Here is a 25,609-nt window from a genome sequence, read left to right as displayed (position 1 = left end):
AATAGCCTTTATAATCGTTTAATGACATATTCAGCCAGATAGCACCCAAACACGGCCGGCATATAACTGACTGTTCCACACGTCGATTTCTTATTCTGTTCATCATCCGTCAGCAACACGGCTTTCGGATCGGCTTGTTCCGTACTGAACACTACCGGAAGTTTCCGTTTCATTCCCATCTTCTGTAAGCGTTTCCGTACCGCCTTGCTTAAACCGCAATGATACGTTTCCCAAAGATCGGCAAAACGAACCTGGGTGATGTCACTCTTCGCTCCTGCTCCCATACTGGAAACAATCTTTATACGACGTTTCATCGCCTCATAAATCAGAAAGCATTTCGGACTGATCGTATCAATAGCATCTACTATAAAATCATATTGATTGGCATCCAACAGTTCCGGTATATTCTCATCTTTCAGGTAGACGGGCAGAACAGTCAATTCGATATCCGGATTTATATCTTTATAACGGGCAGCCAATACTTCCGCTTTCGCCTTTCCCAATGTGGAATGCATGGCCGGCAACTGACGATTCATATTGGTAGGCTGCACTGTATCGGCATCTACAATCGTCATCCGTCCGACTCCTGCGCGGCAGATCATCTCGGCGGCGTAAGCTCCCACTCCACCCAATCCCACGACCAATACGTGCGCGTTGCGGATGCGTTCCATCTTTTCCTCTCCTAACAGGAGTGCTGTTCTCTGTTGCCAGTCGTATCTTTCCATCAGTTTTTCTTTAACCATTTATAGAACCATTTACCCACTTTCTCATAATGTTGAGACTCATTATGCCCGCGAGGATCAGAGAATGACACAATTTCCTGCGGTTCTCCAAACTGATCGGGATAGATGATAATCAAACTATTATTAGAGAAATATTTTCCCAGTTGCGCCGGCAGACGTTCAAAAGAGGTATCGTAAGAGATAGACCCGCGACGGGCAGAAACAACCACCAGCAAGTGGTCATAATTCACCTGTCCTGTCAATAACAGGAGATCTTCCCACTCTTCCAGGATGGAAAATTCTGTCGGGGTACCTGCATGTCTTTTCTTCACCAGTTGCTGAAGGCGCATCAATGTACGCCCATTGGCAAAGAAATGCACCCGACAGCCGAGGATACTTCCCATACGGCAGAAATGTTCCACCCACTTTGAGAAACCCGATTCATATTCAGCCTTTGGCGGAACGGCAATATTAATTCGGCGCAGGGTGTTAACCGGCATCAGGAATTTGGCAATCATCACTTCACGATGCGTACCTTTCAATAGGCTTTCAGCCAGATGTCCGAAGAAAGAATCGACAATATTAGCCTTCCGGTGCAGACCGATCACAATATCCGTAGCTTCATATTCTTTAATCGTATGGATAATCCCCGAAGCAATATTCAAATCATAACGGCTCACCATCGTGACAGGCACATCGGCGGCAGCGGCAATCATGGCAGCCTTCTCCAGGTTACGTTTACCCTGCTGCTCTTTCTTCTCCGAACTGTTATTGTCATTGATAACGTTCAATGCCACCAATGCATTTTTCTGCTTAGCATCCTTTATTACTAAAGCCAGATTAATCAAATCTTCAATCGTCTCCGGGTTAGCCACCGGAATCAAGATTTGTTCCGTATTTACTTTCTTAGCTTCTTCTTCCGCCTGCACATTTTCATCCAGAGCAAAACGACGTGCCGAACGTTCGGTTACCAAAGAACTGATGACACAAGTGAAAAGTATCATCACTACCGTACCGTTCAATACATCATCATTCAGCAACCGTTCTCCATTCTCCATAATGATTTCATGACCGATCAACACTGCTGCCAGTGTAGCTGCGGCCTGCGCATTACTTAAACCGAATATCATGCTCCGTTCATTCGACTGCATCCGATAGATCTTTTGTGTGATCCAGGCAGCCAGCCATTTACTAAAGGTTGCCACCACTGTCATCACAATAGCCACTTTCAATGCTTCACCTCCGGTAAACAGGCTTCTTACATCAATAATCATTCCGACACCAATCAGAAAATAGGGAATAAACAGTGCATTTCCCACAAATTCCAACCGGTTCATCAAAGGAGATACATGAGGAATCAGGCGATTCAATACCAAGCCCGCCAGGAAAGCTCCTAAGATTCCTTCCATTCCTACAAATTCCATCAATCCTCCTCCGAGGAAAACCATCGCCAGCACAAATACAAACTGCATCACGCTGTCATCGTACTTCCGGAAGAACCAGCGTCCGATACGGGGGAAAAAGAACACAATCAGAAATCCGAGGAAAGCCACTTTTGCCACAAGAAATACCCAGAACCAGCCATCGACAGTTCCCTTAAACATGCCTCCTATGACAGCAAGAATAATCAAAGCAAGGGTGACGGTGACAGCAGTACCACCAATGGTGATATTGACACTGCGCAAACGAGACAGTCCGTAACGACTAATAATAGGATAAGCAATTAAGGTGTGAGAAGCATACATACTTGCCAACAATACCGCCGTAAGAAAACCATATCCCAGCATACTCATACTACTCCATATTCCCAACACCATAGGAATCAGAAAGGTAAGCCAGCCGAACACGAAACTTTTCGTCCGGTTCTTCTTAAAGTCCTCCATATCCATCTCAAGACCGGCAAGGAACATGATATAATAGAGCCCTACTTTGCCGAACAGTTCGAAACTACTGTCTCGGTCGAGTACATGAAAGCCGTGTTCGCCAATCAAGACACCCGCCAGAATCATGCCTATAATATGAGGTATATGGAGACGCCCCAAAATCATCGGAGCAAAAAGAATGATAATTAGTACCAAAAAGAACACCCAGGTCGGATCAGAAATCGGCAACGTTAAATTGAGATCAAACAGGTTCATAGGCTGTGTTTTTTAGGAATTTTCTGCAAAGGAACAAAAAAGTTTGCAGAATCCAATGAATGTCTAATGGTCATTTCACTCCAATAACCACGTCCAACTATACGGAAGCATGAGTAATCCGCCGAAAAACTGAAATATTTCTCTCAAAAGCGATGTTTATATGCTAAATTGTTATAATTTTGCAGCCAAATCTTTTCTATTCGACAGGATAAGGAGAGAAATTCAATATTCACAATTTAACAAAAGAAAAAGATGAAAGTAGCTATTGTTGGCGTAAGCGGAGCCGTAGGACAAGAGTTCCTGCGCGTGCTCGATGAGAGAAACTTCCCGATGGACGAGTTAGTTTTGTTCGGTTCTAAACGTAGTGCCGGAACAACATATACTTTCCGCGGTAAACAGATCGAGGTGAAACTCTTACAACACAACGATGACTTTAAAGGGGTAGACATTGCTTTCACTTCTGCCGGTGCAGGAACATCTAAGGAGTTCGAGAAAACAATTACCAAGTATGGTGCTGTGATGATCGACAACTCCAGCGCTTTCCGTATGGATGCCGATGTGCCTTTGGTGGTGCCTGAAGTAAATGCAGAGGATGCATTGGAACGTCCGCGCGGCGTTATCGCCAACCCGAATTGTACGACTATCCAGATGGTAGTTGCACTGAAAGCCATCGAAAAGCTTTCTCATATAAAAACCGTGCATGTGTCTACCTATCAGGCAGCAAGTGGTGCGGGTGCCGCTGCCATGGACGAATTGTACGAACAATATCGTCAGGTATTGGCAAACGAACCTGTGACTGTAGAGAAGTTTGCCTATCAGTTGGCTTTCAACCTGATTCCGCAGATCGACGTGTTTACAGAAAACGGTTATACGAAAGAAGAGATGAAGATGTATAATGAAACACGCAAGATCATGCATTCTGACGTAAAAGTTAGCGCAACTTGCGTACGTGTTCCTGCATTACGTGCTCACTCTGAAAGTATTTGGGTAGAAACTGAACGTCCGATTTCCGTAGAAGAGGCTCGTGAAGCATTCGCTAACGGTGAAGGTCTGGTTCTGCAGGACAATCCTGCCGAAAAAGAATACCCGATGCCGTTGTTCCTGGCAGGTAAAGATCCGGTATACGTAGGCCGTATCCGCAAAGACCTGACAAACGAAAACGGATTGACTTTCTGGATTGTAGGTGACCAGATTAAGAAAGGGGCTGCCCTGAATGCTGTTCAGATTGCCGAATATTTGATTAAAGTAAAAAATATCTAATATAACAGACTGGATATAATATCCAGACAACTATAGATAAGCCCAATAAATCAGCCGGTTTGCAATGTGATAGTGATCACAATGCAAGCCGGTTTTTTATTCTCCAAGCCGTAATCAGAGAGAAAATACCTATTCGTAGGTAAGAAGTCACTAGTTATAGGTATCAGCATTTACCAAAATAACTATTTATAGTGATTGATAGAAAGTCACTTTTTATCGAATTTTGCGCAAAACTTATCTATGAAATATTGTCTTTTTAATATAGCATTCTGGGGGCTACTATTTTTCAATTTATTTGAGGCCACAGCTAATTCAAACATCTATACAATCTCGGGACGTGTGACCGAGGCAAAAACGAATTCCCCTTTGCCTGGTGCTTCTATCCTCATTAAAGGTACCTATTTGTGGGCCGTATCCAATCAGAAAGGAGAATTTACGATACAAGGAGTACAGGAGGGAAAATATAATCTGGAGGTTTCTTTTCTTGGTTATGTACCGGCAACAATTCCCGTAAATGTACGCAGCAATATCAATAACCTTCCTATCATACTCAAAGAAAATACACTTGCACTGGATGATGTAGTCGTCACTGCACAAGCACCCAAAAAATGAATTAAACACGACGCTCACTATCGGAAATCATGCATTGGAACATCTACAGGTGTCCAACGTGAGCGATATCTCCGCTCTCCTTCCGGGAGGAAAAACTAAAGTGCCGGATCTTACCACCAATAATATCTTCTCATTACGCGACGGAGGGTCAACAGCCGGTAATGCCGCATTTGGAACAGCCGTAGAAGTGGATGGAGTTCGTATTGGAAACAATGGTTCGTTTGGCAATATGAACGGAGTGGATACCCGGAATATCACTGTTGCAGATATTGAATCGGTGGAAGTCATCACCGGAGTGCCTTCGGCAGAATATGGAGACTTGAATAGTGGTATGGTCAAGGTTCACACCCGGAAAGGGAAAACACCCTGGAACATATTGCTGTCTATCAATCCTCGCACCGAACAGGTTTCATTTGCTAAAGGATTGGATTTAGGAAACAATAAAGGTGTCATCAACATAAACGGTGAGTGGACCAAGGCTACTCAAAAGTTGGTATCTCCCTATTCTTCTTATACAAGAAGAGGATTCTCTGCCGGATATAGCAACACGTTCCGCAACGTATTAAGATTCGACATCGGTGTTACAGGCAATATCGGAGGAATGAATACCAAAGATGATCCTGATGCCTATTCGGGAGAATACAACAAAGTGAGAGATAACGTATTCCGGACAAACACTTCACTGGCCTGGCTGCTCAACAAATCGTGGATAACCAACCTTAAGTTCGACGCATCGATATACTACAATGATAACAACTCCCACGCGCATACGTTCTACTCCTATGCATCGGAGCAACCGGCTGTTCATGCCACAGAGGAAGGATATTTTATGGCAAACAAACTGCCATATACTTACTTTGCCGACCAAATCATCGACTCCAAAGAACTGGATTATGCCGCATCGTTAAAATATGAATGGAACAGACGATTTAAGACTGTAAACAGCAACCTGAAAGCGGGTGTTCAATGGAAAGCAACAGGCAATGTGGGTGAAGGAGAATATTACAAAGACCCATCATTGGCTCCAAACGGTTATCGTCCCCGTCCTTACACTACTTATCCATATATGCATAATGTTTCGCTTTATGCAGAAGAAAGTCTGTCATTTCCTGTGGGAAATACCATGCTTAGACTGATGGCAGGGGTACGTTGGGAACATTTGTTTATCAAGGGAACGAAATATAAGAACCTGAATACTCTTTCACCACGTTTCAATGCCAGATGGCAGTTGAACGAACATATCGCTATCCGTGGCGGTTGGGGAATTACCGAAAAGCTGCCCTCTTTCTACACCTTGTATCCCAAACAGGAATATCGGGACATACAGACCTTCGGCTTTTCCTATAATAAGATTGAATCATCTTATATATATTATAGTCAGCCCTACACGTTATTGCACAATGAAAACCTACGCTGGCAACGGAATCAGAACGCAGAAATCGGTCTGGACGTCAACATTGCCCGTACCAGAATTTCATTAGTCGGTTATTTCAACCGTACCAAGCTGCCGTATAAATACGCAAGTACTTATACTCCGTTCTCCTATGATGTGCTCCAATTGCCGGATGGATTCACGATGCCGACTAACCCGCAAATCAATGTAGATAACCAGACAGGGATGGTTTACATACGCGACAATGCATCCAGTTACTGGACTCCTATGGATGTCAAAGTGACCGACCAGACTTTTGTAAAGTCAACTTCTCCCGACAATGGAATGGACGTGATTCGTCGCGGAGCGGAAATGATTGTTGATTTCCCGGAAATTACTCCGATTCGCACGCAATTCCGGGTAGATGCCGCTTATACTTATACGAAATACATCGACAACTCTTTATCGTATTATTATCAGAATGGATGGTCGCACACCAGTCTTGCCAATCGTTCTTACCAATATGTAGGTATCTACGCCAACGGCGACAACTTATCGACTACTGCCAACGGCAAGCGTACCCACTCGCTGGATGCCAATATCACAGCCATCACCCGTATTCCGAAAGCCAGACTGATTATCTCGTGCCGACTGGAAGCTTCGCTTGTGAAGCGTTCGCAGAACATCTCCGAGTATCAAGGAAAAGAATATGCTTTCAATGTGAGCGAAAGCAGTAATACCCAAACCGGGGGAAGTATCTATGACGGTAACTCTTATACCGCTATCTGGCCGGTAGCATACCTCGACCTGAATAATGAGATGCATCCTTTCACATCAGCGGAAGCCGCGAATCCGGAATTCTCCTACCTGATACGCAAATCGGGCAATGCCTATACATTTGCAGCAGACGGATATGATCCTTATTTTTCTGCCAATATCAATATCACCAAAGAGATTGGAGACTATGTATCTCTTTCTCTCAATGCGATTAATTTCACCAACTCACGGCCTTATGTAAAATCTCATGCAACGGGTGTAAGCGCTCTCTTCACCCCGGATTTCTATTATGGACTTACTTGCCGTATCAAATTCTAACTATATGAAACAATTCATCTACATATTATTACTAACAGTGACTGGCATCTTTGCGGGATGCACAGATATCGATAAAGAGAATCCGTATGACAACCAGTTGCACAGCCTGCAGGTTACTGCCGTATATCCGGACGGATACACGGATCATCTCCGGGAAGGAGTGACCGTAAAGATTGAAGATGTCGACCGTGGAAATTCTTACAAGGCTAAAACCGACAAGAATGGAGTGGCGCAATTCTCTTTGACCAAAGGTATATACCGCGTACAAGTCAGCGACAAAGGCGGAAAGGATATTTTCAACGGATTAGCTGATAATGTCAAACTAACCAGCGGAGACATGTCTCTTAATCTCCCGCTCATTCATTCCAAGGCCGGGACGATCATTATTAAAGAGATTTACTGCGGAGGATGCACAAAGTTACCGCTGGAAGGAAATTATCAGTCCGACAAGTACATTATCCTGCATAATAACGACTCGGAAGTGCAATATCTGGATAGTTTATGCTTCGGAGCACTCGACCCTTACAATTCACAAGCCACTAATGTATGGGTGACACAGGATGAAGTAACCGGAGCAACCATCTTCAAGGACTTTGCTCCCATCGTTCAGTGTATCTGGCAATTTGGCGGTACCGGTAAAACGTTCCCGCTTCAGCCGGGAGAAGATGCAGTGATTGCCATCAACGGAGCGGTTGACCATGCGGCACAATATCCGCAATCTGTCAACCTGAACAAACCCGGATATTTTGTATGCTATAATAATGTTTATTTTCCGAACACACAGTATCATCCGGCTCCGGGCGACCAGATCACACCGGATCATTACCTGAACGTAGTGTTGAAGACTGGTCAGGCGAACGCCTATTCATTCTCGATATTTTCTCCTGCCGCGGTTATTTTTAAAGCCAAGGATACCACGATACAGGACTTCGTTCTAAAAGAGGGAAGCGTCATACAAAAACCGGGAAGCACTACGGATCAGGTGATAGCGATACCACTTGACTGGATGATTGATGGCACGGAAGTATATTATGGCGGTTCTTCCAACAATAAAAAGCGTATTTCTCCATCCATCGATGCGGGATATGTCACTCAAAGTGCCACATACAACGGACGCAGTTTATACCGTCATGTGGATGAAGAAGCGACACAGGAAGCGGGTTACGAAGTACTGGTAGATACAAACAACTCTTCTACCGATTTTTATGAACGGGAAAAACAATCTTTGCATGAGTGAGATGAAGAAAATATATATAACAGGCCTTTGGATCCTATGTCTGACATCCGGAGTTTCGGCGCAGACTTATGACATCATCGAACGGCGTAACTCCTGGAATGCCGGGACAAATGTCACAGGTATCATGATGGACAGTATTTCTGCTTCCTATGCCGAACTGTACGGAAAGAATAACCACGGTGATTTCCGCAACTATTACGAAGCAAAAGAAGCATGGAGTGCCGGAGCGGTAGCAAAGTCCATCACTCATCTGAAAGGTTATTCACTGACGGGTTCGTTCTCATTCGATCATACTTCAGGCAAGGATATGAGCGGTTCGATGTTTATCCACCCAGGATTTTATCCCGTAGACCTCCTGGAGTTCACACCCGGACGTAAAGACTTGCAAACTTACACTTTCATGGGTGGTATTGCAACTGATATTTCACCCAACTGGCGATTAGGAGGAAAGATAGACTTTGCCGCTTCCAACTATTCCAAACGAAAGGACTTGCGGCATACCAATTACCGACTGGATTTGAAAATAGCCCCCAGCATCATGTATCATTTGGGAGATATGGCGATCGGCTTTTCCTATATTCTCGGCAAAAATAGCGAATCAGTAAAAGCAGAAGTCATCGGTACAGCCGAAAACTCTTACAATGCTTTTCTGGATAAAGGACTTATGTATGGAGCTTACGAGGCATGGGACGGGAGTGGAATCCATCTTAGTGAATCGGGTGTCAACGGTTTCCCCATCAAAGAATTGTCGAACGGGGTAGCCGTGCAACTTCAATGGAAAGGATTTTACGGAGATGCAGAATACACATATTCTTCAGGTTCTGCCGGTGAAAGAGATGCTATCTGGTTTAAATTTCCAACCCACCGAATTACCTCCCATTTGAGTTATCATTTCAAACAGGGAAAGAAAGAGCATTTTCTGCGACTGAACTTGCAATGGTCACATCTGGTCAACAACGAAAATGTGATAACCAAAGAAACTGTGAACGGGATAACGACCACTCACGTACACGGTTCCAATCGTATTTTTGAGCAGGATGTTTTCTCTGCTAATCCCGAATATGAATTGATTAGTCCCCGCACGGAACTTCGCCTGGGAACGAATATATCAACATTCAGACGACTGACCACACAGATGTATCCTTATGTGGTTTCGGAAAAGATGATTTGTAGCCAGACTTATATCTCCAGCGTATTTCATCTAGGGAAACTCGACCTGAAAGCGGCTGCATCCTTTGCCATAGGAAACTTTACCGAGAAAAACAGGACTACGGCAACAGATACGGAACCGGGTAATCCGCCTTATCGGCTGACTGATTATTACAATCTGAAAAATGAATATGCAACCGCCCCACAAGCGACATTTCATCTCGGATTGCGCTATCATTTCAACTATGGAATTTATGCGGAAGTAGAAGGTAGTTATACGCACGGTTTCAACCTGCAATATATAGATGGTTCGAACCGTTGGAACGAGACTATCAAATTAGGATATACTTTTTGAAAACAATGAATATAAATAAACTAAATTATTAAGCAATGAAAAAGAGTTTGACATTTATCTTCGCAGCAGCGCTTTTGGTATCTTGCCAACAGGAAGAGAACGAAGCTACGACTCCTGCAAACAGTCGCATTACTATCTCTCCTATTATTACACGTGCTACGGAAGTTAACTTTGAGACCGGAGATAAAATCGGTGTTACAATCACCCAAAACGGTGACTTCGTATATGCAGAGAATAAACAGATGACATACAATGACGGAGTATTTGCAGGCGATTTACTCTGGTACCCGGAAGGAAATGACAAATCGCAAATAGTAGCCTATTATCCCTATAAGGAGGGTAATACTCCGGCTTCATTTACTGTTGAAACCGATCAGACTAGTGGATATGGAGCGTCAGATTTTATGGCAGCAAAGAAATCGGATGTACTTCCGACTACCAACGTTATAAGCATGAACTTCAAACACATGTTTACTAAATTAGTGATTAATGTAACAAAGGAAGTAGAAGCTAACATCTCGTCTATCGCATTGAAAGGTTCCATCCCGACTGCAACTCTTGATTTGAGTGCTCTCACAGTGACTGCTGATGCAAACGCCTCCGCAACAAGCATTGTTGCACAAGCCGTTAAAGCGAATGAGACATACCGCGCCATTATCGTTCCCCAAACAGTAGCCTTGACGCTTGAAGTAGCAACATCTGACGGCAAGACCTTGTCACAGAAGCTCACATCTACCACTTTGGCACAAGGAGGACAATACAGTGTGAACATTCGCGTGTTACCTGACGATATAGAAGTCAAACTTAGTGGTGACATTGAAAACTGGACAGATGAGGGTGAAATTGGAGCTGATAATGAGATTCCTTTCGAGGAACATCTCGATCAGAACTATTTCCTGTATGATAATGTAAAATATAAGACTGTAACTCTCTCAAACGGTACGACATGGATGGCTGAACCGCTTATTTATTTACCGAAAGGGTATACTCCTTCAAGTGATCCAACTGCTGATAGCCATGTTTGGTATCCGTATGAAATCACAGCCGACGGTGCAACCGTAGCTACAACAAAAGAAAGTGCCATAAAAGAATTAGGTTATCTATATGATTTCCAGGCTGCACTGGGTGGTAAAGAAATTACTGATAGTAATCTGACCTCCTTTGAAGGAGCACAAGGAATCTGCCCGAAAGGATGGCACATACCGACACGTCTGGAGTACTTTAATCTGGTAGGAAAAACAACGAATGATGCCGACGGCAAGGTACCGGCTGATGGTGATAAAGCTCTTTTTTATGATACAGCTTATGATGGAGCCAAAATATCATCACTGATGGATGCAGGATTCAATTACCAATTCTCCGGTGTTCGTATGGCAACAAGTCTTACAGGCGCCGGCAGCTACCAAAAAACTGCAATAGCAGATGACGCCAAGATTCAAGCTGCGTGGCATGGAAAACCGGCAATGAATTATCTCATGACTTCGACCGCCTACAAACCCATATACAATAGTACCAGCGGCCTACTAACCAATATACAGTTCTTTGGATTAATGAGTACAATCAATGCAACCAAGTATCCGGAAGGCAGATTATCATTATCTTATGTTAGCATTAAAGCCGGTATGCAAGTTCGTTGCATAAGGGATCAAGCCGGCAACTAAAAGACTAATATTTGTTTCATGCCTTGAAACCTTTAGTTTCTCGGTGAGAAACTACCAGTTTCAAACTGGGAAACTAAAAGTTTCAAGTAAGGCTACCCCCCTCGCCCGTAAGGCGAACTACGATAAGCTATAAACAAACGAAAAACAGATTACAAACTATATAAAAACGAAGCAATAACAATGAAAACAAAAAAGCTAACAATCGCAATTGCCATCATGGCAATGACTTTTATCGGAACTTCATGTGGTAACAAACAACAGAAAAGCGCATCAGAAGCGACTACAGAACAGTCTGCATCTTCCGCCTTGGAAATTGATTCTCTTCTTGCCAATGCCGAAAGCCTTGCAGGACAAGAAGTGACCATTGAAGGCGTCTGCACACATACCTGCAAACATGGCGCAAAGAAAATCTTCCTGATGGGTAGCGACGATACCCAAGTGATCCGTGTAGAAGCGGGCACTTTGGGGACATTCGATCCTAAATGCGTGAACTCCATCGTTCGTGTTACCGGAACACTGAAAGAACAACGCATTGACGAAGCCTACCTCCAGAACTGGGAAGCGCAACTCAAAGCACAGGCTGCCGAGAAACACGGAACCGGTGAAGCCGGATGCGACTCTGAAAAGAAAGCACGTGGTGAAACAGCCAACAGCCCTGAAGCCCGCATTGCAGATTTCCGTGCAAAAATAGCCGACCGCAAGGCAGAAACAGGAAAAGAGTATTTATCTTTCTATTTCATGGAAGCTGACTCGTATGAAGTGGAGTAGTAACATCCGTAAGTGGAGTCGGCTCATACACCGTGACTTATCATTTTTCTTTTCCGGAATGGTATTGATATATGCCATTTCCGGAATTGTAATGAATCACCGTGACACTATTAATCCGAACTTCTCCATCACACGGAAAGAGTATAAGATAGCAGAAAAGCTACCGGATAAAGCAGGAATGAATAAGGAGAAAGTGCTCACTCTCCTGGAACCATTGGGAGAAAGCGGCAACTATACCAAATATTACTTCCCGAAAACGGACGTAATGAAAGTATTCCTGAAAGGTGGCTCCAACCTTCTAGTAAACGTAAAGACAGGGGAAGCGGTATATGAATCCGTCACCCGCCGCCCGCTTATCGGAGCAATGTCCCGTTTACATTACAACCCGGGACAATGGTGGACTTACTTCGCGGATATTTTCGCCATCGCTCTTATTATCATTACTCTCTCCGGCATCATCATGCTGAAAGGGAATAAGGGCATTATCGGCAGAGGAGGGATCGAAGTCATTGTCGGAATCTTGATTCCCATTCTTTTCCTTTTCTTCTTTTGAATAGAATAACAGATTAAATCAAATGGAACATATTATCGAATGTAACAATCTGACGCACTATTACGGCAAACGGTTGATTTACGAAAATCTTAGTTTCACAGTACCCAAAGGACGCATCCTGGGACTGTTGGGAAAGAACGGTACAGGCAAGACCACCACTATCAATATCTTGAGCGGTTATCTGAAACCCCGTTCAGGGGAATGTCGCATCTTCGGACAGGAGATTCAGACAATGGCACCGGCTCTGCGTCGCAATATCGGACTGCTCATCGAAGGTCATGTGCAATATCAATTCATGACCATCACCGAGATAGAGAAATTCTACGCAGCTTTCTACCCCGGTCAATGGAAAAAGGAAGCGTACTATGAACTGATGAATAAGTTGAAAGTCGCTCCCGGACAACGTATCTCACGTATGTCATGCGGACAGCGCTCACAAGTTGCCCTCGGACTTATCCTTGCACAAAACCCGGAACTTCTAGTATTGGACGACTTCTCACTCGGACTCGATCCCGGTTATCGCCGCTTGTTTGTCGACTATCTCCGTGACTATGCCCGCTCGGAAGGGAAAACCGTCTTCCTGACCTCACATATCATTCAGGATATGGAACGACTCGTTGATGACTGTATTATCATGGACTACGGAAAGATACTGATTCAGAAACCAATCGTCGAATTACTGGAAAAAGGACGTCGCTACACTTTCACTATTCCCGAAGGTTATGAACTTCCTGCGTCTGATGATTTCTATCATCCTTCTGTCATGCGAAACCAGTTGGAGACTTTCTCCTTCCTGCAACCGGCAGAGACAGAAGCAAAACTGAAATCAATGTCAGTACCTTACACTAATTTTCATAGTGAACAGGTAAATTTGGAGGATGCATTTATCGGCCTGACAGGCAAATACTGATTAAATTAAGAATAAAAATTGGCTACTCGTAACCCACAAATCATAATTCATAAATCATAAATCCTCAAAAATGTACGCTATATTTTATAAAGAATGGATAAAGACACGGTGGTATTTTCTGCTTGCCGTGCTCGCCACACTCGGTTTTACAGGCTATTGTATGCTTCGCATCAACCGGGTGGTAGAAATGAAAGGGGCTGCTCATGTATGGGAAGTCATGCTGCAACGCGATGTTATCTTCATTGATATGTTGCAATATATCCCCCTGATTGCCGGAATCCTGATGGCAATCGTGCAGTTTGTCCCCGAGATGCAACGCAAATGTTTGAAACTGACTCTCCATCTGCCTTATCCGGAACTAAAAATGACGGGCAATATGTTACTCTCCGGACTCATATTGATTCTTGTCTGTTTTGCTTCTAATTTCCTGTTGATGGAAGTATACCTGAACGGAATACTTGCCCATGAACTGAAGAACCACATATTGCTCACCGCTTTAACGTGGTATCTTGCCGGGATTTCCGGCTACCTGCTCGTCGCATGGATCTGCCTTGAACCGGCATGGAAACGTCGTATTCTGAATCTCATTATCGCTGTATTGTTACTACGGATCTTCTTTCTGTCGCCCACACCGGAAGCATACAACAAGTTCCTCCCTTATTTAGTGGTTTATACTTTGTTGACAGCTTCTTTCTCGTGGCTTTCTATCGTACGATTTAAGGCCGGAAAGCAGGACTAAACAATTAAAAATTAAAGATTAAAAATTAAAAGATTGAGAAATGAGACGTTTCAGTACCATACTATTATATGTAACCATCGCTTTCCTGCTTCTTTGGCAGTTGCCTTGGTGTTACAATTTCTTTGTCGTAAAGCCGGAGAAGACTCCCTTTACCCTATATAGTTTCGTCATTGGCGATTTCGCACAGATGGGACAGGAAGAGGGAAAGGGAAGCGTGCGTCGCGACTTGGCAGGAAACATTTATTCGGAAGCTGCTTTCGACAGCATCCTGCCTATGTTTTACTTCCGCCAGTTGATGTCTGACGAGCGTTTTCCAGATACCATTCAAGGAATCGCAGTGACTCCCAAAATGGTGCAGACGGAAAACTTCAACTTCCGCAGCGTTCCTTCGGATATCAATGCGCCTTCTATCGGACTTTACCCGCTAATGGAATCCATGTCAGGACGTGTGGACTTAAAAATGCCGGATGACGTATTTCGTATCACCACCAAAGGGATCGAATTCATCGACATGGCCTCCAACAGCGTAAAGGAAGACAAGAGTCTTCAGTTTACCGAAGCTATGACTAAAAAGGAGTTTCGTTTCCCGGCAACGGAGATCGTAGGAAATCCAACGGTGAAAAAGGAGTATGACGAAGGTTATCTTCTATTGGATGCCGACCGCCGTCTGTTTCATCTGAAACAGGTGAAAGGGCGTCCGTATGTTCGTGCCATCACCTTGCCTGAAGGACTGACACTGGAACATCTGTATCTGACAGAGTTCAGAAATAAGAAAACACTTGCGTTCATGACCGATGTCAACAATGCTTTCTATGTACTGCAGAGCCGGACATACGAAGTAGTGAAAACAGGAATTCCTGTATTCAATCCCGAAACGGATGCATTAACCATCATCGGTAATATGTTCGATTGGACGGTACGTGTGACTACTCCGACCTCTGATAATTATTACGCATTGAATGCCGACGATTATTCATTGATTAAAAAATTAGAGAACGCATCGTCTACTCATTCCATGCCCGGTATTACTTTCACATCTTATACTGATAAATATGTAATGCCACGTTTCGAATAGTATTCCCATATTGAATGTAACAGTTGTAAGGGACTATCAAAAGTCAATCTATTAAATATGACTTAGGGTAGTCCCTTACTGTTTTCTTCCCATGCGTGTATAGGAAACAAAAAGAATTACAATCTTTTCTTCTGTAAGTATGGGCTTTTTCCGGCAAGAAAGTTTATCTTTGCCGACTCATTCAAATATTCAGACCGCAATTGCTTCTGCATTATACACAAACAAATACGGTAAAACGAAAAAACTCAAATTAAAAACCGTATGAAAGTTTACAAAGCATTTGCTTTCCTAAGTATCTTCATCATATTGTTCTATAATTGTTCGCTCCCTACTGATGACGAAGAAAAAGGAGATTCAGAGGGAGAGGATACAGTTACCTCCGAACTTCCCTGGGAAGGAGAGATGGACAAATTCACCATCAATTCTAAAGAAGGAATCCATCTGAATGATCCATACGAAGACGCCGGAACAGCTTATGTCACCATTCCTTCCACCTCTGTAAAAAATACCCGTTGGGAATTTGGAGTTCACCTCACCTTTAATCCTTCCGCTAACAATTATGCACGATTTTATCTGACTTCTTCCTCAAACATTCTTTCCGGTAATTTAAACGGTTATTATATTCAGATAGGAGGAGCCAAAGATAATGTAACTCTTTATCGTCAAAACGGAGACCAATCTAAACTACTGGCTTCGGGAAGAGAGTTGATGAAAGGAGACTCTTCACCGAAACTATATATAAAAGTAGAACGTGACAATAATGGTTACTGGACTTTTTGGACACGACGTGAATCCGAGAATGAATACGTAAAAGAAAAACAAATAAAAGATACCGATATACAAACTTCCCGCTACTGCGGTATATACTGCATTTACACCAAAACCCGCTGTAAAGGATTTACATTTCATCACATACAGCTATCTAATAACGTAGAAACGGACACTACACCTGATGAAACACCCGATCATCCCGGAACAGACATTCCAGATAATCCGAACACCCCCGAATTACCGAAAGATGTGAGAGGTATGCTTCTTTTCAATGAAATCATGTATAATAATGCCACTGATGGTGCAGAATATATAGAAATCTACAATCCGACTGAACAGGCTATCATTTTACCGGCACTTTATCTATATAAGATGTATAAAGACGGGGCAATATACAATACTACCATCCTTCAAAATGAAAGTCCTTCTACTCCCCTAACCATTCCTGCCAAAGCATATCTTTGCTTCACGAAATACTTCAACAGAGTTGTTCAGAAACATAAAGTCGGTGGAGAAAATATAATAATTATACCGAACTTCCCGGCACTGAACAATAATGGCGGGTATCTGGCACTTTCAAGTAGTAAAGAGACTGCACCAGGACATACTTTTGACACTTGTTGTTTTAGAGATGAAATGCACACCATTGATAAAATAACCGGCGTTTCGCTTGAAAAGAAATCTCCGGAGTTGTCCTCGCTCAACAAAAACTGGCATTCATCAAAACATGCAACCGGAGGCACACCCGGAATAAAAAATATGTAAGAGTATGCATATCTATGATAAATTCCCTACATTTGTAGGCAAAGTAAACAAGTTCCGGATATTTATCCTCAAACGAATTTAAACAGCAGATATGAGTCCAGCCGTTATATCTATTACTATTGTGGCATACTTTATAATCCTGTTCACTATCTCTTATATAGCAGGACGCAAAGCCGACAATGAAGGATTCTTTGTAGGAAACCGTAAATCAGCCTGGTATATCGTTGCCTTTGCCATGATCGGTTCCACCATTTCCGGAGTCACTTTCGTTTCCGTTCCGGGTATGGTACAGGCAAGTAGCTTTTCTTACCTGCAAATGGTGCTGGGATTCATAGTAGGACAAATTATCATTGCGTTTGTACTCGTTCCTCTCTTTTATCGTATGAACCTGGTTTCCATATATGAATATCTGGAGAACAGGTTCGGAAGCTCTTCCTACAAGACGGGAGCCTGGTTCTTTTTTATTTCAAAGATGCTAGGGGCAGCCGTCCGACTCTTTCTCGTATGCCTGACATTGCAGTTTCTTATCTTCGATCCTTTCCATCTTCCATTCCTGTTGAACGTAATTCTTACGGTATTTATCGTATGGCTTTACACTTTCCGCGGTGGAGTGAAATCATTGATATGGACGGATGTTCTAAAAACATTCTGCCTGGTAGTGTCGGTTGTACTTTGCATCTATTATATTGCTTCCAGCTTGCATCTGAATTTCAGTGGTTTGGTTAGTACGATTTCAGACAGTGACTTTTCCAAGACATTCTTTTTTGACGATGTTAATGACAAACGATATTTCTTCAAGCAATTCCTGGCAGGAGTATTCACCGTTATTGCCATGAATGGGCTCGACCAGGATATGATGCAGCGCAATCTTAGCTGCAAGAACTTCCGGGACTCACAGAAGAATATGATTACCAGTGGAATCTCACAGTTCTTTGTCATTCTGCTTTTTCTGATGCTGGGAGTACTGTTATATACGTTTACAGCACAGCAAGGCATTGGGAATCCGGAAAAAAGCGACGAGTTGTTTCCGATGATTGCTACCGGAAATTATTTTCCCGGCATAGTCGGAATATTATTCATTATCGGACTGATAGCCTCCGCCTATTCTGCAGCGGGTTCTGCCTTGACGGCACTGACCACTTCCTTTACTGTAGATATTTTACATGCACAGAAAAAAGGAGAGGCGGCACTTAGCCAAATACGCAAACATGTACATATCGGTATGGCAGTTGTGATGGGAGCAGTCATTTTCGTATTCAATCTGCTGAACAACACGAGTGTGATTGATGCGATTTACACACTGGCCAGTTATACGTATGGCCCTATCTTAGGACTGTTCGCTTTCGGCATCTTCACCAAGAAACAAGTTTATGATAAATATATTCCGTTGGTAGCTATCGCTTCTCCTATTCTTTGCTATATCCTGCAAAGAAATTCGGAAGCATGGCTCAACGGTTACCAAATTAGTTACGAGTTGTTGATAATCAATGCCCTGTTCACATTCCTTGGACTTTGTTTGTTCATCAAAAGACAAGACAAAGAAACATCTTACACAACTCATACTACAAAACAAAAAGTAAAATAATGAAAACAACAATCAACTGTTTTCTTCCTTTCAGCCGGTTGGAAGAAACTGTGCAAACAGTTAAGGAGTTACGTGCATCGACGCTGGTAGACAAAATTTATTTATTGGCATCGCCAATTACCAATGTCTGTATTCCCGGATGCGAACTCATCTCTGTAGAGAAAATGCAGTCTACACAAGCAATGCGAGCTATTGCAGAACATTCTGATAAAACATATACCTTGCTCTATACCAAACACACTGCACTAAAAATAGGCATGTTCGCTCTTGAAAGAATGGTTCAAGTAATGGAAATGACCCAAGCTGGCATGGTATATGCAGACCATTACCAACAGATAGACGGTGTGCAAAAAACAGCTCCGGTCATTGATTACCAACCCGGTAGCCTGCGTGACGACTTCAATTTCGGCTCGGTTTTACTGTTCAATGCCAACGCATTCAAGGAAGTTATAGAAAATACGGAAGAGGAATATCAATATGCAGGCTTGTATGATTTGAGACTCAAAATATCCCAAAAGAGCAAACTGGTACATATCAACGAATATCTATATACCGAAGTAGAAAGTGACAAGCGGAAAAGCGGTGAGAAGCAGTTCGATTATGTAGACCCTAAAAACCGTCAGGTACAGATCGAAATGGAACAGGCATGCACCAACCATTTGAAGGAAGTTGGCGGATATCTTTATCCTATCTTCCGTCCTGTAGACTTTTCTTCCCACACTTTTGAGTATGAAGCTTCTGTCATTATACCCATACGCAACCGTATTCGCACAGTCAAAGATGCCGTACGCTCGGCACTGAACCAGCAAACGACCTTTCCGTTCAATGTCATTGTCATCGACAATCATTCGACAGACGGGACCAGTGAAGTTCTCCGTGAACTTAGTTCGGACAAGCGGCTGATTCACGTCATTCCCGAAAGAGATGACCTCGGTATAGGCGGATGTTGGAACATAGGTATCCATCACGAGAAATGCGGAAAGTTTGCCGTCCAACTTGATAGCGACGACGTGTATAAAAACGAACATAGCCTGCAAATCATTATTGATACTTTCTATAAACAGAAATGTGCAATGGTAATCGGCACTTATATGATGACTAACTTTGATATGCAGGAAATTGCCCCCGGCATCATCGATCATAAGGAATGGACACCCGACAACGGACGAAATAATGCATTACGTATCAACGGTCTGGGAGCTCCCCGTGCATTCTACACGCCCATTCTTCGGGAAATCAAAGTCCCGAACACAAGCTATGGAGAAGATTATGCCCTTGGATTGAAAATTTCACACGATTATCAGATAGGTAGAATATACGACGTGATTTACCTTTGCCGCCGTTGGGACGGCAACTCGGATGCTGCACTGCCTGTTGAGAAAATCAACCAGAATAATCTATATAAAGACCGGCTTCGTACGTGGGAATTGGAACAGCGCATCCTGCAACAAAGAACGACATTAGAGAAAATTCAGCAAAAAATCGAACAGTTATTCCAAAAGCAAACTCTTTCTTGGGAACTAGCCAAAGAGAATTACCAAGCACTGGAACAGTATCGGTCACGAACAAAAAAAATATCCAAGTGGTTTGGTAACAATTGTTTAAGTGCGAAACTATTCTTTAATCCGAAACGTATTCTTTCGGCTACCGCACAGACAGATACTGCCTCCATTCACTCACGGCCTTGCTTCCTCTGCCAAACAAACCGACCGCAGGAACAAGAGTTCATCAGTTATGGAAATTATCAGATACTGGTTAATCCCTATCCCATATTTAAACACCACTTTACAATTGTAGATAAGGAACACAAGTCACAATCCATAGCCGGGCGTTTTAAAGATATGATAGAACTCACCGACATTATGGAAGAATACTTCCTTTTGTATAATGGACCGGAATGTGGAGCTTCCGCTCCCGATCATGCCCATTTTCAAGCTTGCAGTAAAGAGGAAAGTATGCAGGGATCATATTACGATCACATAGAATTAATAGATAACGACAAGGTGCGAATTAGTTATGAAGATTTTCCGTACAGTTTCATCAGGATTCAGGCGAAAAATAAGAAAACAATGTCGAGAACCTTTCATCTGATTTACGACATCTTAGCTGCCAATAATAACGGAAAAGAACCAATGATGAATATTCTTGCCTGGTATGGTTTGGAACGCACCAAAGAGGATTTTAGAGAGCGCTACGAAGAAGAATTTGAATCAGTGGCCGAACACCCTTACAATTGTGTTATCTTCTTACGCAGCAAACATCGTCCTGATTGCTATTACGCAAAAGGAGACGAACAAATTCTCATCAGTCCTGCTATTGCTGAAATGAACGGCATATTCCCTATAGTACGTGAAGAAGATATGAAGAAACTGACTCCTGAAAAAGTATATGATATCTATCGGGAAGTATCGATATCTAAAGAAAAGCTACAAGAAATAATAGAACGCATTAAAGCCGCCTTATGACAGAGCCTCAAATAGCAGTTGGCATTCTTTCCGGGAAAGAGATTGAATTCTCTTTCCCGGAAAAATTTAATTCTTCTGTCGGAACGGAAATTTCCGGGACACAGAAAGTTATTTATCAGGATGGGAAGATTCATTGGCAAGGGAAAGAATATAATGAATTATCTTTCACTCCCCAACAAGGTGCACATGCTTTCTTTGAACTGAAAGATGTAACCATCGGAATCAACTTCCATTGGGAACGCAAAGAAGTCCAGAAATTCAAAGGGGAATTAAAGATTATCATCGAAGGAGAACAACTAACCGCCATCAATGTGATTTCCATTGAAGAATATCTTACCAGTGTAATTTCATCCGAAATGAGCGCAACAGCTTCTTTAGAACTACTAAAGGCTCACGCCGTCATCTCCCGAAGCTGGTTACTTAATAAGTTGAGAGTTGAGAATGGAGAGTGGAGAGTTACTGTGCAGCCGGATAGCGCAGCCCACTCTCCACTCTCCACTCTCCATTCTCAATTTATAAAATGGTATGACCATGAAGCGCATAGAAATTTCGATGTATGTGCCGATGATCATTGCCAGCGTTATCAGGGAATTACACGAGCCTCAACACCACAAGCCATCGAAGCAGTCTCCGCCACGCGGGGGGAAGTGCTGATGTATAAAGGAGCGATTTGTGATGCCCGTTTCTCTAAATGTTGTGGCGGAGCTTTTGAAGAGTTCCAAAATTGTTGGGAAAACGTAAAGCATCCTTATCTAATCAGACAACGGGATAGCAAGACTGAAAAACAACTTCCCGATTTGGCCATAGAGGCGGAAGCTGATAAATGGATACGTACCTCACCTGTTGCTTTTTGTAATACGCAGGATAAGAAAATTCTAAGCCAAGTACTAAACAACTACGATCAGGAAACAGCAGACTTCTATCGTTGGAAAGTCAGTTATACCCAACAGGAACTTTCAACACTGATTCATCAACGTTCGGGAATTGACTTCGGACAAATTCTGGATTTAATTCCTATAGAACGTGGAACGTCGGGACGTCTTGTCCGATTGAAAATTATAGGAACCTTGCGAACGCTTATTATCGGGAAAGAACTGGAAATACGCCGTACCTTATCTACTTCTCATCTGTATAGTTCCGCCTTCGTAGTAGACAAGGAATATGAGGAAAAAGGACATAAAGAGGATAAAATCCCTTCACGATTCATCCTTACCGGAGCCGGATGGGGGCATGGAGTAGGACTTTGCCAGATTGGTGCTGCCGTAATGGGAGAGCAAGGTTACAAATATGAAGAAATACTGTCTCACTATTACCCCGGCAGTACGCTCGAGAAACAATATCAATAAAAAAGAATAATACCATGACAACCCCCACTATAAAAAGAAATCCCTGGAGCTGGATACCCACCCTCTACTTCGCAGAAGGGCTGCCATACGTAGCGGTAATGACGATTGCTGTTATCATGTACAAGCGTTTGGGATTATCCAATACGGAAATAGCCTTATACACTTCCTGGCTCTACCTTCCCTGGACTATCAAACCGCTATGGAGTCCATTCGTCGATCTGGTGAAAACGAAGCGTGCCTGGATTATTGCCATGCAAGGTTTCATCGCTGCCGGATTTGCGGGGATAGCCTTCTTTATTCCGACTGCTCATTATGTACAGTTGACTCTTGCTTTTTTCTGGCTGTTGGCGTTCAGTTCCGCTACGCATGACATCGCAGCAGACGGTTTCTATATGCTCGGACTCAATAATAAGGAACAATCTTTCTTTGTCGGTATCCGGAATACTTTCTATCGGCTTGCCAATATTTTCGGGCAGGGAATTCTAGTCATGCTGGCAGGATGGCTGGAAACGTCACAGAACAATATTCCCCTGGCATGGAGTATTACATTCTACCTCCTTGCCGGATTATTTCTGGCTCTTACTATCTATCATCGGCTTATCCTCCCCCATCCTGATTCGGACATTAAACGTCCCGGACTCACACCGGGTAAGTTGTTGGGAGATTTCCTCCTGACCTTTGTCACATTCTTTCAGAAAAAGAACCTCGGTCTCATGTTCTTTTTCCTCCTCACCTACCGGTTGGGAGAATCACAGTTAGCCAAAATAGCTTCTCCTTTCCTGCTCGACACGACCGATAAAGGTGGACTGGGTTTATCCACAGCAACTGTCGGAATGATCTACGGCACGATAGGTGTCATAGCTTTATTGCTCGGTGGAATCATTAGTGGTTTCCTCGTTTCCCGTGACGGATTCAAGAAATGGATATTACCCATGGCATTAGCCATCAACATTCCCGATCTATTATATGTATGGATGGCTGCCGCCACCCCGGACAATCCTATATTTATAGCCATTTGTGTAGCGATCGAACAGTTGGGGTATGGTTTCGGTTTTACCGCTTATATGCTATATCTGATTTATATAGCAGAAGGTGAACACAAAACGGCGCACTATGCTATCGGAACCGGATTTATGGCACTAGGCATGATGATTCCCGGTATGCCTGCCGGATGGATACAGGAACATCTCGGATACACAAACTTCTTTATCTGGGTTTGTATTTGTACCCTACCCGGTATCGTCGCCTCATTAATGATTCGCAACCGACTGGAGGATTCTTTCGGAAAGAAACAATAAAAAACTCAAAGATATGATACTCATTGCAGATAGTGGTTCTACAAAAACCGACTGGTGCATCGTTTTCAACGACACCCCAATCAAACGAATGGGAACGAAGGGAATTAATCCCTTCTTCCAATCAGAAGAAGAAATTCAACAAGAGCTGACACATTCCCTTCTGCCACAACTACCGGAAGGAACGATCAACTCCGTCTTTTTTATGGTGCAGGCTGCACTCCCGAAAAGGCTCCCGTCCTCCGGCGGGCCATCGCCGACAGCCTGCCTGTCATCGGAAATATCAAAGCCAACTCGGATATGCTTGCCGCTGCCCGCGGACTATGCGGACATGAAGCAGGGATTGCCTGCATCCTCGGCACAGGTTCCAATTCCTGTTTCTACAACGGTGAAGAGATTGTCAACAACATCTCCCCTCTTGGATTCATCCTGGGAGATGAAGGAAGCGGCGCAGTCTTAGGAAAACTACTGGTAGGCGATGTACTGAAAAACCAGCTTCCACCCGCCATCAAAGAAGCTTTCTTAAAACAGTTCGACCTGACGGCCCCCGAAATCATCGACCGCGTTTACCGCCAACCCTTTCCGAACCGTTTTCTGGCTAGTCTCTCCCCTTTCCTTGCACAGCACTTGGAAGAACCGGCTATCCGTTCACTAGTACTCAACAGCTTTATCGCTTTTCTCCGCAGAAACGTGATGCAATATGATTATAAGCAATATCCGGTACATTTTATTGGTTCCGTAGCTCACTGTTACAAGGAGATTTTGCAGGAGGCTGCGCAAACAACAGGAATTCAGATCGGTAAGATTCTTCAAAGTCCGATGGAAGGGCTGATTCAATACCATCAACAATAGTTCTTTTACCTATTGTAATTTATAACCAGTAATTATAAAAATGCAAATAACCGAACAACCGTCCTTTTACGATCATCTGGAAAAGAAATCTGTGCGAGAGATCTTAGAAGATATCAACCAGGAAGATCAGAAAGTAGCGTTAGCCGTACAAAAGGCTATTCCACAAATTGAAGAGCTTGTCAATCAGATTGTGCCCCGCATGAAACAAGGCGGACGCATCTTTTATATGGGGGCCGGCACAAGCGGTCGCCTGGGAGTATTGGATGCTTCCGAAATTCCTCCTACTTTCGGTATGTCTCCCAACTGGATTATCGGACTGATTGCAGGAGGCGATACAGCCTTGCGCAATCCGGTAGAAGGAGCCGAAGATGATGAAAATCGAGGTTGGGAAGAACTCGTCGAACACCAGATCAACGAAAAAGACACCGTTATCGGCATTGCCGCTTCCGGCACTACCCCGTACGTAATCGGTGCTTTGCGGGAAGCCCGTAAACACGGTGTCCTGACAGGTTGTATCACCAGTAATCCCGATTCTCCAATGGCAGCAGAAGCGGATGTAGCCATCGAAATGATTGTAGGACCGGAATATGTGACAGGCAGTTCCCGGATGAAATCAGGCACCGGACAGAAAATGATTCTGAATATGATTAGCACCTCCGTCATGATTCAACTCGGACGGGTGAAAGGGAATAGGATGGTGAATATGCAGTTGACCAATCATAAACTTATAGAAAGAGGGACGCAGATGATTATGGATGAATTAGGATTGGACCATGACCGTGCGCAAAAACTCCTTTTACTTCATGGTTCTGTAAAAAAGGCTATTGATGCATATCAGAAACAATAACAAGTGTCTTTGATTCAAGCTAGAAGAAACCTACAGG

General features: G+C 43.4%; 17 protein-coding genes and 2 pseudogenes. 17 read left to right on the top strand and 2 right to left on the bottom strand.

Going from position 1 to position 25,609, the window contains the following annotated elements; genetic code table 11:
- Positions 1–8: 8 nt before the first annotated feature.
- Together HMPREF9010_RS10445 and HMPREF9010_RS10450 are read right to left on the bottom strand one after the other, a co-directional pair.
- Complete coding sequence (locus HMPREF9010_RS10445; RefSeq protein WP_008649541.1) at positions 9–743, bottom strand: ThiF family adenylyltransferase; 735 nt, start codon at positions 741–743, stop codon at positions 9–11.
- On the bottom strand, positions 725–2,860 hold the full coding sequence (locus tag HMPREF9010_RS10450; protein WP_008649538.1) for a cation:proton antiporter: 2,136 nt from the start codon (positions 2,858–2,860) through the stop codon (positions 725–727). The genes HMPREF9010_RS10445 and HMPREF9010_RS10450 overlap by 19 nt, the downstream gene beginning before the upstream one ends.
- 252 nt (positions 2,861–3,112) lie before the next feature.
- On the opposite strand from HMPREF9010_RS10450, the gene HMPREF9010_RS10455 reads away from it, so the two are divergent.
- The 17 genes and pseudogenes from HMPREF9010_RS10455 (at position 3,113) to murQ (ending at position 25,572) form a co-directional block, all read left to right on the top strand.
- On the top strand, positions 3,113–4,120 hold the full coding sequence (locus HMPREF9010_RS10455; protein ID WP_004299708.1) for an aspartate-semialdehyde dehydrogenase: 1,008 nt from the start codon (positions 3,113–3,115) through the stop codon (positions 4,118–4,120).
- A gap of 240 nt (positions 4,121–4,360) precedes the next feature.
- Positions 4,361–7,199 (top strand): annotated as a pseudogene (locus HMPREF9010_RS10460) (TonB-dependent receptor).
- Positions 7,200–7,203: 4 nt separating this feature from the next.
- The gene (locus HMPREF9010_RS10465; RefSeq protein WP_004324552.1) at positions 7,204–8,436 is read left to right on the top strand and encodes a DUF4876 domain-containing protein; all 1,233 of its coding nucleotides are present in this window, start codon (positions 7,204–7,206) and stop codon (positions 8,434–8,436) included.
- A complete protein-coding gene (locus HMPREF9010_RS10470) occupies positions 8,429–9,940 on the top strand; it encodes a DUF6850 family outer membrane beta-barrel protein (RefSeq protein WP_004309656.1) in 1,512 nt (503 codons plus the stop codon). Before HMPREF9010_RS10465 ends, HMPREF9010_RS10470 begins: the two co-directional genes overlap by 8 nt.
- Before the next feature lie 35 nt (positions 9,941–9,975).
- Complete coding sequence (locus HMPREF9010_RS10475; RefSeq protein ID WP_004324550.1) at positions 9,976–11,601, top strand: fimbrillin family protein; 1,626 nt, start codon at positions 9,976–9,978, stop codon at positions 11,599–11,601.
- Positions 11,602–11,781: 180 nt separating this feature from the next.
- Entirely contained in the window at positions 11,782–12,369 is a 588-nt protein-coding gene (locus HMPREF9010_RS10480; protein WP_004309654.1) for a hypothetical protein, read from the top strand.
- A complete protein-coding gene (locus HMPREF9010_RS10485; RefSeq protein ID WP_004305100.1) occupies positions 12,356–12,922 on the top strand; it encodes a PepSY-associated TM helix domain-containing protein in 567 nt (188 codons plus the stop codon). The genes HMPREF9010_RS10480 and HMPREF9010_RS10485 overlap by 14 nt, the downstream gene beginning before the upstream one ends.
- Before the next feature lie 22 nt (positions 12,923–12,944).
- Positions 12,945–13,832: an ABC transporter ATP-binding protein gene (locus tag HMPREF9010_RS10490; protein ID WP_004309652.1), complete on the top strand. Its 888-nt coding sequence runs from the start codon at positions 12,945–12,947 to the stop codon at positions 13,830–13,832.
- A 70-nt stretch (positions 13,833–13,902) separates the two neighbouring features.
- Entirely contained in the window at positions 13,903–14,571 is a 669-nt protein-coding gene (locus HMPREF9010_RS10495; protein ID WP_004299700.1) for a hypothetical protein, read from the top strand.
- Between the two features lie 40 nt (positions 14,572–14,611).
- Complete coding sequence (locus tag HMPREF9010_RS10500) at positions 14,612–15,646, top strand: DUF4857 domain-containing protein (protein WP_008649530.1); 1,035 nt, start codon at positions 14,612–14,614, stop codon at positions 15,644–15,646.
- A gap of 261 nt (positions 15,647–15,907) precedes the next feature.
- Positions 15,908–17,182: a hypothetical protein gene (locus tag HMPREF9010_RS10505; RefSeq protein WP_008649529.1), complete on the top strand. Its 1,275-nt coding sequence runs from the start codon at positions 15,908–15,910 to the stop codon at positions 17,180–17,182.
- A 91-nt stretch (positions 17,183–17,273) separates the two neighbouring features.
- On the top strand, positions 17,274–18,767 hold the full coding sequence (locus HMPREF9010_RS10510; RefSeq protein WP_008649527.1) for a sodium:solute symporter: 1,494 nt from the start codon (positions 17,274–17,276) through the stop codon (positions 18,765–18,767).
- Positions 18,767–21,232 carry a DUF4922 domain-containing protein gene (locus HMPREF9010_RS10515; RefSeq protein ID WP_008649525.1) on the top strand — a complete coding sequence of 822 codons (2,466 nt, stop codon included), beginning with the start codon at positions 18,767–18,769 and terminating at the stop codon, positions 21,230–21,232. The genes HMPREF9010_RS10510 and HMPREF9010_RS10515 overlap by 1 nt, the downstream gene beginning before the upstream one ends.
- Positions 21,229–22,578, top strand: a complete 1,350-nt coding sequence (locus HMPREF9010_RS10520; RefSeq protein WP_008649523.1) for a SpoIID/LytB domain-containing protein — start codon at positions 21,229–21,231, stop codon at positions 22,576–22,578. The genes HMPREF9010_RS10515 and HMPREF9010_RS10520 overlap by 4 nt, the downstream gene beginning before the upstream one ends.
- A 14-nt stretch (positions 22,579–22,592) precedes the next feature.
- The gene (locus tag HMPREF9010_RS10525) at positions 22,593–23,876 is read left to right on the top strand and encodes an MFS transporter (protein ID WP_004309646.1); all 1,284 of its coding nucleotides are present in this window, start codon (positions 22,593–22,595) and stop codon (positions 23,874–23,876) included.
- Between the two features lie 13 nt (positions 23,877–23,889).
- Positions 23,890–24,725 (top strand): annotated as a pseudogene (locus tag HMPREF9010_RS10530) (ATPase).
- A 40-nt stretch (positions 24,726–24,765) separates the two neighbouring features.
- Positions 24,766–25,572 carry an N-acetylmuramic acid 6-phosphate etherase gene (murQ, locus tag HMPREF9010_RS10535; RefSeq protein WP_008649520.1) on the top strand — a complete coding sequence of 269 codons (807 nt, stop codon included), beginning with the start codon at positions 24,766–24,768 and terminating at the stop codon, positions 25,570–25,572.
- Positions 25,573–25,609: the final 37 nt, after the last annotated feature.

The sequence above is a fragment of the Bacteroides sp. 3_1_23 genome (genome assembly GCF_000162555.1).
GTDB lineage: Bacteria > Bacteroidota > Bacteroidia > Bacteroidales > Bacteroidaceae > Bacteroides > Bacteroides ovatus.
The sequence above is the reverse complement of the archived record's forward strand: the minus strand, read 5'-3'. Positions and strand labels throughout refer to the sequence as shown.